Here is a 12,033-nt window from a genome sequence, read left to right on the forward strand (position 1 = left end):
CAATGCCAAGGAGGGAAACATGTCCGTCAATGCATCTGCCATGAGGCCGGCCTCTCCGCTGATCGAGGCGCCCCGGGGACTCGCCGGAGTCGTGGTGACCGACACCGAGATCGGTGACGTCCGCGGTCGCGAGGGCTTCTACCACTACCGGCAGTACTCGGCCGTGGAGCTCGCCTGGACCCGCTCCTTCGAGGACGTCTGGCACCTGCTCGTCCTCGGTGAACTGCCGGACACCGAGCGTGGCGCCGCGTTCCGCGCGCGTACGGCTTCGCTGCGCCGGCTGCCCGACGAGGTGCGTTCGGTGCTGCCGGCCATCGCGGCGGCGGGTTCCGCCTCCGGGCCGCTCGCCGGAATGCGCACGGCCCTGTCGCTGCTCGGCGCGGCCAAGGGCTTCCGCCCGGTCTACGACATCGACACCGCAAGGCGCCGGGACGACACGCTGGTGGCCGCCGCCGCCGTACCGACGCTGCTGGCCGCGCTGTACCGGCTGGGCCGCGGGCTGGAGCCGGTGGAACCCCGGGAGGACCTGTCGTACGCCGCGAACTACCTGTACATGGTGACCGGCGCCGAACCCGACGCGGAGCAGGCCCGGGCGATCGAGCAATACTTGATCTCAACCATTGATCACGGCTTCAACGCGTCAACGTTCACCGGGCGTGTCATCGCGTCGACCGGGGCGGATGTGGCCGCCTGTCTGGTCGGCGCGGTCGGAGCGCTGTCCGGGCCGCTGCACGGCGGCGCGCCCAGCCGGGCGCTGGACACCCTGGACGCGATCGGCAGTCCCGACCGCATCGACGGCTGGATCCGCGAGCGTGTCCTCGCCGGTGAGCGGATCATGGGCTTCGGCCACGCCATCTACCGCACCGAGGACCCGCGCTCCCGGATGCTCCGCGAGATCGCCCAGCGGTTCGGGGGGCCGCGCGTCGACTTCGCCGTCGAGGTGGAACGCCGGGTCGAGGCGATCCTCGCCGAACTGAAGCCCGGACGGGAACTGCACACGAACGTCGAGTTCTACGCGGGCGTCGTCATGGAGCGGTGTGGTGTGCCCCGTGAGATGTTCACCCCCACCTTCGCGGCGGCGCGGGTGGTGGGATGGAGCGCCAACATCCTCGAACAGGCGGAGGACCCGAAGATCATCCGGCCCGTGGCGCGGTACGTGGGCCCGCAGGCGCCGGTGGCCGTCCCCGAAGCCGTCTGAACAGGGGACGACAGCAGAGGCGTTGAGAAGCCCGCGGCGGGCGCCTGCACCAGCCCGCGGCGGTGTCTGGACAGGCGTGCGGCCTGGTGCCGTTCTGGGCGCCAGGCCTCATCGGTGGGGCGTCGAGCAGGAGCGGGGTACCGGGCTGCTCGCCGGATGACTCGTCCGGCTCGGGCGCGGTTGGCGTACGGCCGGAGGTGCGGAGGCGGGCGCGTCAAGGGTGGACGTGCCGCCACGGGGCGACGTCAGGCGTCGGGGATGTCCGCCTTGGCGCGGATCAGCGTCTCCCGGCTCACGACGACGATGCGTTCGTAGTCCGCACGCGCGGCGTCCGCCGGGAGTTCGGGGTCCAGCGCCTCGGTGGCCTCGGTGCCGATGACGGCGAAGTTGCCGTCGCTCAGCTCGAACACGTCCGGGCAGGTGGCTCCTGAGTTACTGCCTCGGGCGCTGGGCGGCACACCGATGCGGCGCACGATCTTCAAAGGTACCGGTCCTTACAGAGCACGAAGTCGGGGCAGAGTGGTGGGGATCACGCTAGTGGTGTCGGTGTGCTCTGTGTGGTCGGACGGTCAAAAGTCACTCCGTCGTGTCAGCCGGTCGGCGGGTGGCGCACCACCCGTTCCGTCGTGTCAGCCGGTCGGCGGGTTGCCGACCACCCACCACTCGTCCGTGTCGGCGTCGTCGAGCTCCTGGACCAGGCCGTCGATCATGAGGCCGAGCCGGGCCTCCTCCGAGGCCTCGTTCAGGGTGGCGCGCATGTGCCGGGAGGCTTCCCAGTATTCGCGGAAGGCCTGGCTCTGCAGCAGCTCCCGCATGTGCCGGTACAGCTCCTCCCGGTCCAGGAGCCCCGCCCGGTGGCTGTGGTACAGGTAGGCGTACCAGGCGTTGGCGTACAGGAACTGGCGGCGCTTCTCCGCCGGGATGTCCTTGTCGTAGGTGTCGATCACCGGGGCCAGGGAAGGGTCGTCGATCGCCTTCGTCAGCAGCTCCCAGTGCATGCGCTGCTGATGGGCGAGGGCTTGGCGCAGCGAGGCGACCTCCTCGAGTTCGAGCCGTTTCACGTGGAGCCGTTCCGTCTCCGACCGCTCCGCCTCCAGCCGTCGCTGCCACGCGGCCAGCGTCATGCCGGCCGCGGTGAGCAGCAAGCCGGCCGCGGAGCCGAACCTCCCTGCCGTGAATTTCCGTGTGGCCATGTCAACCCCCGAATCAGGCGACCGTCCGCCGGCCGTCGGTGTGGGGCGACTGATGGGGACCGGCGAGCGATGGGCGGCGCTTGCCGCCTCCAGGGTGCCGAGCGGCTCTGATCGGCGGGGAGGCGGAGAGGAGGCGCACGGAGGGAAGCGAGGGTCGCACAATCCGGCGCCTTCCCAACGTCTGCCCCGCAAGTGCTGCTAACAATCGTTCACTTCGCCGTGATTCTTACGGCTCGTATCCTGGGGCGGCATCCAATCCTCAGACGTACGCCGTCCCGCGAGCCGGTGTACGCACAGGCGCGAGAGAGGTCGTACGTGGGGCACAGCCCGAGTCCGCAGCAGATCCCGGTCGTCGTGCTCGCCGGATTCCTCGGCTCCGGAAAGACCACCCTCCTCAACCATCTCCTGCACCGCAGCGGCGGCAGCCGTATCGGCGCGCTCGTCAACGACTTCGGCGCCATCGAGATCGACGCCATGGCGGTGGCCGGCGCGCTCGGCGACTCCACCGTCTCCCTCGGCAACGGGTGTCTGTGCTGCGCCGTGGACGCCGACGAACTTGATCAATATCTTGACCGGCTCGTCCAGCCGTCCCTCGGCATCGACGTCGTCGTGATCGAGGCCAGCGGACTCGCCGAGCCGCAGGAACTCGTCCGTATGCTCCTGGCCAGCGAGAATCCCCGCGTCGTCTACGGCGGACTCGTCGAGGTCGTGGACGCGGCGGAGTTCGACGACACCCGCGCGCGCCACCCCGAGATCGACCGGCACCTCGCCCTCGCCGACCTCGTCGTCGTGAACAAGCTCGACCGGGCCGCCGACGGCGAGCGCGTGCTCGGGCTGGTCCGCTCCCTCACCGACCGGGCCGCTGTCGTACCCGCCACCTACGGCCGTATCGACCCGGAGTTCCTCTTCGACTGCCGGCCCAGCGAAGAGCGCGTCGGGCAGCTGTCGTTCGACGACCTGCACCGGCATGACGCCGACGAGGCCGCCGACCACGCCGGGCATCTGCACACCGGCTACGACAGCCTCTCCTTCACGTCCGACCTGCCGATGGACCCCCGGCGGCTGATGGAGTTCCTCGACAGCCGCCCCGAGGGGCTGTACCGGATCAAGGGATACGTCGACTTCGGACCGTACGACCGGCACAACCGGTATGCCGTGCACGCCGTCGGGCGGTTCCTGCGCTTCTACCCGGAGCCGTGGGCCGCGACGGACGCCCGGCTGACCCAGCTCGTCCTCATCGGGGCCGGCATCGACGCGGACGCCCTCGCGGGGCAGCTCGAGAGCTGCAAGAACGGCGCCCCGCACGCCGACGAGCACGGCATGTGGGGCGTCCTTCGCTACGTCCGCGATCCGCAGGACGCACCCGAAGACGGACCCGAGGACGAACCCGGGACTGTCGCCGAGCCGTCGGTGGAGACCGGCGAGCCGTCGGTTTAGACCGGTCCCGCCACCGCCGCCACCGTCTTCGGCAGGGACACGCCCGAGCCGTCGCGGCGCGGGTCGGTCTCGGGCAGCTCGGCCGGCGTGCCGTTCTTCTGCGCCGCCTTCGCCGGCGCGGGGCCCGCCCAGGCCAGCGACAGGCAGTCCTCGCCCTTGAGGAACCGCTGGCAGCGCACCCCGCCGGTGGCCCGGCCCTTGCGCGGATACTGGTCGAACGGGGTCAGCTTGGCCGTCGTCTGCACGGAGTCGTCCAGCGTGCCGCGCGAGCCCGCGACCGTGAAGACGATCGCGTCGGCCGCCGGGTCCACCGCGGTGAACGAGATGACCTTGGCGCCGTCGGTCAGCTTGATGCCGGCCATGCCGCCGGCCGGGCGGCCCTGCGGACGGACCACGGACGCCTGGAAACGCAGCAGCTGGGCGTCGTCCGTGATGAAGACCAGGTCCTCTTCACCGGTGCGCAGCTCGACCGCGCCGACGATCCGGTCGCCCTCCTTGAGGGTGATGACCTCCAGCTCGTCCTTGTTCGCCGGGTAGTCGGGCACCACGCGCTTCACCACGCCCTGCTCGGTGCCCAGCGCCAGACCGGGGGAGGACTCGTCGAGCGTGGTCAGGCAGACCACCTGCTCGTCGCCCTCCAGCGAGACGAACTCCGCCAGCGGGGCCCCGCCCGAGAGGTTCGGCGCCGCCACCGTGTCCGGCAGCTGCGGCAGGTCGACCACGTTGAGCCGCAGCAGACGGCCACCCGAGGTGACCACACCGACCTCGCCGCGCGCCGTCGCCGGCACCGCCGAGACGATCACGTCGTGCTTGCTGCGCCGGCCCTCGCCGTCCTCGAAGGGATCGGCGGTCGCGGTGCGAGCCAGCAGCCCGGTGGAGGACAGCAGCACCCGGCACGGGTCGTCGGCGACCTGCAGCGACACCGTGGCCGCCGGGGAGCCCGCGGACTCCAGCAGCACCGTACGCCGGTCGGTGCCGAACTTCTTGGCGACCGCGGCGAGTTCGTTGGAGACCAGCTTGCGCAGCTCGGCGTCCGAATCCAGGATCCGGGTCAGTTCCTCGATCTCCGCGTTCAGCCGGTCCTTCTCCGCCTCCAGCTCGATGCGGTCGAACTTGGTCAGCCGGCGCAGCGGCGTGTCGAGGATGTACTGGGTCTGGATGTCGCTCAGCGAGAAGCGTTCGATCAGGCGCTGCTTGGCCTGCGCGGAGTTCTCGCTGGAGCGGATCAGGCGGATGACCTCGTCGATGTCGACGAGCGCCGTCAGCAGACCCTCCACCAGGTGCAGCCGGTCGCGCTTCTTGGTCCGGCGGAACTCCGAGCGGCGGCGGACGACCTCGAAGCGGTGGTCGAGATAGACCTCCAGCAGCTCCTTCAGGCCCAGCGTCAGCGGCTGGCCGTCGACCAGGGCGACGTTGTTGATGCCGAAGGACTCCTCCATCGGCGTCAGCTTGTACAGCTGCTCCAGGACCGCCTCCGGCACGAAGCCGTTCTTGATCTCGATGACCAGGCGCAGCCCGTGCTCGCGGTCGGTGAGGTCCTTGACGTCGGCGATGCCCTGGAGCTTCTTCGAGCCCACCAGGTCCTTGATCTTGGCGATGACCTTCTCGGGACCCACCGTGAAGGGCAGCTCCGTGACGATCAGGCCCTTGCGGCGCGCCGTGACGTCCTCCACGGACACCGTCGCGCGCATCTTGAAGGTGCCGCGGCCCGTCTCGTACGCGTCGCGGATGCCGGCCAGGCCGACGATCCGGCCGCCCGTGGGCAGGTCGGGGCCGGGGACGTGCCGCATCAGGGCGTCGAGATCGGCGTTCGGGTGCCTGATCAGGTGCCGGGCAGCGGAGATGACCTCGCGCAGATTGTGCGGCGGCATGTTCGTCGCCATGCCGACCGCGATCCCGGACGAGCCGTTGACCAGCAGGTTCGGGAAGGCGGCGGGAAGGGTGACCGGCTCGCGCTCCTGGCCGTCGTAGTTGGGCTGGAAGTCGACGGTGTCCTCGTCGATCGACTCCGTCATCAGCCCCGTGGCCTCGGCCATCCGGCACTCGGTGTACCGCATGGCGGCCGGCGGGTCGTCGTTGCCGAGCGAACCGAAGTTGCCGTGGCCGTCGACCAGCGGCACCCGCATCGAGAAGGGCTGCGCCATACGCACCAGGGCGTCGTAGATCGACGCGTCGCCGTGCGGGTGCAGCTTGCCCATCACCTCGCCGACGACACGGGCGCACTTGACGTAGCCGCGCTCGGGGCGCAGGCCCATCTCGTTCATCTGGTAGACGATGCGGCGGTGCACCGGCTTGAGGCCGTCCCGGGCGTCCGGCAGGGCGCGGGAGTAGATGACCGAGTACGCGTACTCGAGGAAGGAGCCCTGCATCTCGTCGACGACGTCGATGTCGAGGATCTTCTCCTCGAAGTCGTCGGGCGGCGGGGTCTTCGTGCTGCGGCGGGCCATCGCTGCCTGGCTCCTTGCTGAAGCGTGAACGGTATCTGACGCGGACCATTGTGGACCGTGGGACTGACAAGCCGGGCGCGGACCCGGCCCCGGCGTACGAAGCGGCGCCTCGGCACCCGGATTCCGGTGGTGTGCGGCGGCTCCCGAGCACCCGACCGCCGCCGCCCCGGGGCACCCGGGCCGGGGCGCCGGACCCCGGTCGGCCCGGCCCGCGCACGACGATCGCCCGAAGGCTACGCGATCTCGCTGTCGGCGTACGCCGTGCGGGAACTTCGCCGCCGGTCCGCAGGCTTGCATACAGTGGCAGGACGGCAGGAAACGCGCGGTTTCACGACCGCTTCCGCGATCGAAGGGACGTACATGCCCATGGGTCACACGGCCACAGCCGAGGCAGGCTCCGGCGGACTGACAGCAACCGAGCACCGCCTGGCCAACGGCCTGCGCGTGGTGCTCTCCGAGGATCACCTGACCCCGGTCGCGGCGGTGTGCCTCTGGTACGACGTCGGCTCGCGCCACGAAGTCAAGGGGCGTACCGGTCTGGCTCACCTCTTCGAGCACCTGATGTTCCAGGGCTCCGCCCAGGTCAAGGGCAACGGTCACTTCGAGCTGGTGCAGGGCGCCGGCGGGTCGCTGAACGGCACCACCAGCTTCGAGCGCACCAACTACTTCGAGACCATGCCCGCCCACCAGCTGGAGCTCGCGCTCTGGCTGGAGGCCGACCGCATGGGCTCCCTGCTCGCCGCCCTGGACGACGAGTCCATGGAGAACCAGCGCGACGTCGTCAAGAACGAGCGCCGCCAGCGCTACGACAACGTCCCCTACGGCACCGCCTTCGAGCGGCTGACCGCCCTCGCCTACCCGGAGGGTCACCCCTACCACCACACGCCGATCGGCTCCATGGCGGACCTGGACGCGGCCACCCTGGAGGACGCGCGCCAGTTCTTCCGCACCTACTACGCGCCGAACAACGCGGTCCTGTCCATCGTCGGCGACATCGACCCGCAGCAGACCCTCGCCTGGGTCGAGAAGTACTTCGGTTCCATCGCCTCCCACGACGGCAAGCCCGAGCCGCGTGACGGCACGCTGCCCGACGTCATGGGCGGCCAGCTGCGCGAGGTCATCCACGAGGAAGTCCCGGCGCGCGCCCTGATGGGCGCCTACCGGCTGCCGCACGACGGCACACGCGCGTGCGACGCGGCCGACCTCGCGCTGACGATCCTCGGCGGCGGCGAGTCCTCCCGCCTGTACAACCGGCTGGTGCGCCGCGACCGCACGGCCGTCGCGGCCGGCTTCGGCCTGCTCCGGCTGGCCGGGGCGCCCTCGCTGGGCTGGCTGGACGTGAAGACCTCCGGTGACGTCGAGGTCCCGGTCATCGAGACCGCCATCGACGAGGAGCTCGCCCGGTTCGCCGCCGAGGGCCCCACCGCCGAGGAGATGGAACGCGCCCAGGCGCAGTTGGAGCGCGAGTGGCTGGACCGGCTCGGCACCGTCGCGGGCCGCGCCGACGAACTGTGCCGCTACGCGGTCCTGTTCGGCGACCCGCAGCTCGCCCTCACCGCCGTCCAGCGCGTGCTCGAGGTGACGCCCGAGGAGGTGCAGGAGGTCGCCAAGGCCCGCCTGCGCCCCGACAACCGCGCAGTGCTCGTGTACGAGCCGAAGACCCCGCAGGCCGCACCGGACGCCGACGTGCCCGAGGACCCGGAGCAGGAAGCGACCCTAGAGGCCGGCAACGACAACGAGGAGACGGCCAAGTGACCGAGCTCGCCACGATGGACTTCCACCCCCGGCCCCAGGCGGGCGAGGCCAAGCCGTGGGCGTTCCCGGCCCCCGAGCGCGGCACGCTCGACAACGGCCTGACGGTGCTGCGCTGCCACCGGCCCGGCCAGCAGGTCGTCGCCGTCGAGGTGCTCCTGGACGCTCCCCTGGACGCCGAGCCGGCCGGCCTGGACGGCGTCGCCACGATCATGGCGCGCGCCTTCTCCGAGGGCACCGACAAGCACTCCGCCGAGGAGTTCGCCGCCGAACTGGAGCGGGCCGGCGCCACCCTCGACGCGCACGCCGACCACCCGGGGGTCCGCCTCAGCCTGGAGGTGCCCGCCTCCCGGCTGGCCAAGGGCCTCGGCCTGCTCGCCGACGCCCTCAGGGCGCCCGCCTTCGCCGACAGCGAGATCGAACGGCTGGTGCGCAACCGCCTCGACGAGATCCCGCACGAGCTGGCCAGCCCCGCCCGGCGCGCCGCCAAGGAGCTGTCCAAGGAGCTCTTCCCGGCCTCCTCGCGCATGTCGCGCCCCCGGCAGGGCACCGAGGAGACGATCGCGGCCCTCGACGCGGCGGCCGTACGCGCCTTCTACGAGCGGCACGTGCGCCCCGCCACCGCGACCGCGGTGGTCGTCGGCGACCTGACCGGCCTCGACCTCGACGACCTGCTCGGCGACACCCTGGGCGCCTGGACGGGCTCACGCACCGAGCCGCGCCCCGTGCCCGCGGTGACGGCCGACGACACCGGCCGCGTCGTCATCGTCGACCGGCCGGGCGCCGTCCAGACGCAGCTGCTCATCGGCCGGATCGGCCCCGACCGGCACGACCGCGTCTGGCCCGCCCAGGTGCTCGGCACGTACTGCCTGGGCGGCACCCTCACCTCCCGCCTGGACCGGGTCCTGCGCGAGGAGAAGGGCTACACCTACGGCGTGCGCGCCTTCAGCCAGGTGCTGCGTTCCGCCCCCGACGGCACGGGCGCGGCGATGCTCGCCATCAGCGGCTCGGTGGACACGCCCAACACCGGCCCGGCGCTGGACGACCTCTTCACGGTGCTGCGCACCCTGGCGGAGGGCGGCCTGACCGACGCCGAGCGCGACGTCGCCGTGCAGAACCTCGTCGGGGTGGCCCCGCTGAAGTACGAGACCGCGGCAGCCGTCGCGGGCACGCTCGCCGACCAGGTCGAGCAGCATCTGCCCGACGACTACCAGGCGACGCTGTACCGGCAGTTGGCCGCGACCGGCACGGTGGAGGCCACGGCGGCGGTCGTGAACGCCTTCCCGGTGGACCGTCTGGTGACCGTGCTGGTCGGTGACGCGGCGCAGATCAAGGAGCCCGTCGAGGCCCTCGGCATCGGTGACGTCACCGTGGTGAGCGCGGAGTAGCCGCACATGCGCGTGGGGCCCTGGTGTCTGACGGAGCACCAGGGCCCCCGCCCTGTCCGCAGGTCTGTTTGTGATCGAAGGCGCTGCATCCCACATATGCCCGAATTGGGGCGGAGGTTGCCTGTCTGGCCTGTGGGATGGCTTACAAAACCCCTGATTCGTTTGAGGACTGAAGGTCGATCACCGTAGCTTCGTCCGGGCTGTTCGTCAGGCAGTGCGCCGCACCCGCGGCACCGGACAGTCATCGCCGAGTCCCCGTACGGCGCGAGCCAGGGGAGCCGGGGACCCACACGTCCCTGGGGTGAATCGGGCGCCCGAGAGGGGGCCCGTAGGAGACCTTCCTGCTCCGAACCCGTCAGCTAACCCGGTAGGCGAGAGGGAAGGAAAGGACAAGCCGCCACATGGCGTTCGTCAGCGCCACCGGGAAGCACCGTCGTCCCAGCCGGATGAAGCGCACCACCGCGCAGGCCGCGGGTATCGCCGCGCTCACCACCACCGGCGTCATCGGCGCCCTCGCGGCGCCCGCCCTCGCCGCCGACAGCTCCGCCGAGCAGACCGGTCTGCTCCCCGTCATCAGCGTCGACGACGCCGTCGCCGCGCAGATCGACGCCCAGGCCGAGGCCCAGAAGCAGGCCGCCGAGCAGGCGGCCATCGAGCAGGCCGCTCGCGAGGCCGCCGCCGCGCGGGCCCACGAGGCCAAGGAGCGGGCCGCCCGCGAGGCCGAGCGCAAGCGCCTCACCACCTTCGTGGCCCCGATCGCGCACTCCTACGTCTCCACCGGCTACGAGGCCAGCAGCTCCCTGTGGTCCTCCGGCCACCACACCGGCATCGACTTCCACGCCGCCACCGGCACCACGGTCCACGCCGTGGGCTACGGCACCGTCGTCGAGACCGGCTGGGGCGGCGCCTACGGCAACCAGATCGTCATCCGCATGCACGACGGCACGTACACCCAGTACGGGCACCTGTCGTCCATCGGCGTCGTGGTGGGCCAGCAGGTCGTCGCCGGCCAGCAGATCGGCCTGTCCGGCGACACCGGCAACACCACCGGCCCGCACCTGCACTTCGAGGCGCGCACCAGCCCCGAGTACGGCTCCGACATGGACCCGGTCGCCTACCTGCGCGCGCACGGAGTGAACGTCTGACACGCGAGAACGGCACCAGCCCCGCAAAGCCCCGGCGTACCGCGCCGGGGCTTTCGCCGTTTCCCCGCGCCTCGCCCCGGAGAAATCCGGCGAGGTGACCAAAAAATATCCATGGAATCCGCTCCGCCATCGGAAATGGCGTCCCCTTGGAATAGAGTCACGAAAACGCGTCCATCGTCGGCGTTTCACGGGGCCCGAAGCGGAGGTCGGACATGCGCATTCCGGCGCACTCGGTGTGCACGGCGATCCGGGACGACATCGTCGCCGGTGTCCATGAGCGCGGCAGCCGGCTCACCGAGGAAGTGCTGGCCCGCCGCTACGGCGTCTCCCGGGTGCCCGTGCGAGAGGCGCTGCGCACCCTGGAGGCCGAGGGGTTCGTCGTGACGCGACGGCACGCGGGCGCGTGCGTGGCCGAACCCACCGAGCAGGAAGCGGCCGACCTGCTGGAGATGCGGATGCTGCTGGAGCCGCTCGGCGCTGCCCGCGCCGCCCAGCGACGCACCGAGGCGCATCTGAAGGTGCTGCGCGGCCTGGTGCGGCTCGGCCAGGAACGGGCCAAGCAGGGCACCGGCGACGAGCTGCGCTCCCTGGGCGGCTGGTTCCACGAGACGCTCGTGCAGGCGTGCGGGAGCCCGGCGCTGACCGCCACGCTCACCCAGCTGCGCCACAAGATCGCCTGGATGTACGCCGTGGAGCCGTCGGCCGACCCCGTCCGGACCTGGGCCGAGCACGGCGCCCTCGCGGACGCGGTGGCGCGCGGCGACGGGGAGCGGGCCCGGGCCGTCGCGGCCCTGCACGCCGAACGCTCCGCCGGCGCGTATCGGCTGCGCCGCTTCGGTGGGGAGCGAGCCGAGCCGGTGAGGAGTTCGCAACATCCCGTAAACACATCGGGCCCACGGCATTAACGCGAGCGCCGTATACAAAGAGAGGGACACGTGAGCCCGCTGAAAGGGCTGCCCTTTTCGCATTTCTCGTTCGCGCCGCACATTTCCTCCGGGGTTCGCGGAGGGTGGAAAAAGGAAGCCGCGCCGGCCTCGAAAGGCCGACGCGGCTTCTTTGTGCGTGAATCAGACCCTCAGGCGTGACTCAAGCGGCCGTGCGGGACTCAGACGGTCTCGGGGAGCTCCTCGAGGCCCTCGGAGACCAGCTTCGCCAGACGGTCCAGGGCGGCGTCCGCGCCCTCGGCGTCGGAGGCGAGGACGATCTCCTCGCCACCCTGGGCGCCCAGGCCGAGGACGGCCAGCATGGAGGCCGCGTTGACGGGGGTGCCGCCGGCCTTGGCGATCGTCACGGGGACGCCTGTGGCCGTGGCGGCTCGGACGAAGATGGAGGCGGGGCGGGCATGGAGGCCCTCGGCCCAGCCGACGTTGACGCGGCGCTCAGCCATGTGTTGCTGCCCTTCAGTTTCTCAGGGTTGTCTAGACCAGTTTCCCATATGGTGAAGCATGCCCGGAGGGGTCCTGCGACCCCACC

The 12,033-nt window shown here is 71.2% G+C and carries 10 protein-coding genes and 1 riboswitch; of the genes, 6 read left to right on the plus strand and 4 right to left on the minus strand.

All coding sequences use genetic code 11. The features are described from left to right. The first annotated feature begins 19 nt into the window (after nucleotides 1-19). The gene (locus ACZ64A_RS00450; protein WP_469807206.1) at nucleotides 20-1,198 is read left to right on the plus strand and encodes a citrate synthase/methylcitrate synthase; all 1,179 of its coding nucleotides are present in this window, start codon (nucleotides 20-22) and stop codon (nucleotides 1,196-1,198) included. 245 nt (nucleotides 1,199-1,443) lie between these two features. On the opposite strand, the gene ACZ64A_RS00455 is transcribed toward ACZ64A_RS00450, so the two are convergent. Beyond that, nucleotides 1,444-1,680 carry a hypothetical protein gene (locus tag ACZ64A_RS00455; RefSeq protein ID WP_361624995.1) on the minus strand — a complete coding sequence of 79 codons (237 nt, stop codon included), beginning with the start codon at nucleotides 1,678-1,680 and terminating at the stop codon, nucleotides 1,444-1,446. 147 nt (nucleotides 1,681-1,827) lie between these two features. Beyond that, complete coding sequence (locus tag ACZ64A_RS00460) at nucleotides 1,828-2,391, minus strand: DUF6082 family protein (protein WP_469807208.1); 564 nt, start codon at nucleotides 2,389-2,391, stop codon at nucleotides 1,828-1,830. A 315-nt stretch (nucleotides 2,392-2,706) separates the two neighbouring features. On the opposite strand from ACZ64A_RS00460, the gene ACZ64A_RS00465 reads away from it, so the two are divergent. Further along, nucleotides 2,707-3,828, plus strand: coding sequence for a CobW family GTP-binding protein (locus ACZ64A_RS00465; RefSeq protein WP_469807210.1), 1,122 nt, complete (start codon nucleotides 2,707-2,709; stop codon nucleotides 3,826-3,828). On the opposite strand, the gene ACZ64A_RS00470 is transcribed toward ACZ64A_RS00465, so the two are convergent. Beyond that, the gene (locus tag ACZ64A_RS00470; RefSeq protein ID WP_469807211.1) at nucleotides 3,825-6,275 is read right to left on the minus strand and encodes a DNA gyrase/topoisomerase IV subunit A; all 2,451 of its coding nucleotides are present in this window, start codon (nucleotides 6,273-6,275) and stop codon (nucleotides 3,825-3,827) included. The genes ACZ64A_RS00465 and ACZ64A_RS00470 overlap by 4 nt on opposite strands. Nucleotides 6,276-6,635: 360 nt before the next feature. On the opposite strand from ACZ64A_RS00470, the gene ACZ64A_RS00475 reads away from it, so the two are divergent. The 4 genes from ACZ64A_RS00475 to ACZ64A_RS00490 all read left to right on the plus strand — a co-directional run bounded on the left by ACZ64A_RS00475 (nucleotide 6,636) and on the right by ACZ64A_RS00490 (nucleotide 11,465). Continuing rightward, nucleotides 6,636-8,030, plus strand: a complete 1,395-nt coding sequence (locus ACZ64A_RS00475) for a M16 family metallopeptidase (RefSeq protein ID WP_469807213.1) — start codon at nucleotides 6,636-6,638, stop codon at nucleotides 8,028-8,030. Further along, nucleotides 8,027-9,415 (plus strand): M16 family metallopeptidase, encoded by a 1,389-nt coding sequence (locus ACZ64A_RS00480; protein ID WP_469807214.1) that lies wholly within the window; start codon nucleotides 8,027-8,029, stop codon nucleotides 9,413-9,415. Before ACZ64A_RS00475 ends, ACZ64A_RS00480 begins: the two co-directional genes overlap by 4 nt. Before the next feature lie 235 nt (nucleotides 9,416-9,650). Further along, nucleotides 9,651-9,804: riboswitch (cyclic di-AMP (ydaO/yuaA leader) on the plus strand. A 12-nt stretch (nucleotides 9,805-9,816) separates the two neighbouring features. Beyond that, nucleotides 9,817-10,560: a M23 family metallopeptidase gene (locus tag ACZ64A_RS00485; RefSeq protein WP_469807216.1), complete on the plus strand. Its 744-nt coding sequence runs from the start codon at nucleotides 9,817-9,819 to the stop codon at nucleotides 10,558-10,560. A gap of 212 nt (nucleotides 10,561-10,772) precedes the next feature. Further along, nucleotides 10,773-11,465, plus strand: coding sequence for a GntR family transcriptional regulator (locus tag ACZ64A_RS00490; protein ID WP_469807217.1), 693 nt, complete (start codon nucleotides 10,773-10,775; stop codon nucleotides 11,463-11,465). Between the two features lie 200 nt (nucleotides 11,466-11,665). On the opposite strand, the gene ACZ64A_RS00495 is transcribed toward ACZ64A_RS00490, so the two are convergent. Then, nucleotides 11,666-11,947, minus strand: a complete 282-nt coding sequence (locus ACZ64A_RS00495) for an HPr family phosphocarrier protein (RefSeq protein WP_103783706.1) — start codon at nucleotides 11,945-11,947, stop codon at nucleotides 11,666-11,668. Nucleotides 11,948-12,033: the final 86 nt, after the last annotated feature.

Source organism: Streptomyces sp. NPDC104814, assembly GCF_055583185.1.

Bases quoted from the DNA above. Each gene is read 5' to 3' on its own strand.
- ACZ64A_RS00490 (WP_469807217.1), top strand. From the start codon at position 10,773: ATGCGCATTCCGGCGCACTCGGTGTGCACGGCGATCCGGGACGACATC.
- ACZ64A_RS00460 (WP_469807208.1), bottom strand. From the start codon at position 2,391: ATGGCCACACGGAAATTCACGGCAGGGAGGTTCGGCTCCGCGGCCGGC.
- ACZ64A_RS00450 (WP_469807206.1), top strand. From the start codon at position 20: ATGTCCGTCAATGCATCTGCCATGAGGCCGGCCTCTCCGCTGATCGAG.
- ACZ64A_RS00470 (WP_469807211.1), bottom strand. From the start codon at position 6,275: ATGGCCCGCCGCAGCACGAAGACCCCGCCGCCCGACGACTTCGAGGAG.
- ACZ64A_RS00475 (WP_469807213.1), top strand. From the start codon at position 6,636: ATGCCCATGGGTCACACGGCCACAGCCGAGGCAGGCTCCGGCGGACTG.
- ACZ64A_RS00495 (WP_103783706.1), bottom strand. From the start codon at position 11,947: ATGGCTGAGCGCCGCGTCAACGTCGGCTGGGCCGAGGGCCTCCATGCC.
- ACZ64A_RS00485 (WP_469807216.1), top strand. From the start codon at position 9,817: ATGGCGTTCGTCAGCGCCACCGGGAAGCACCGTCGTCCCAGCCGGATG.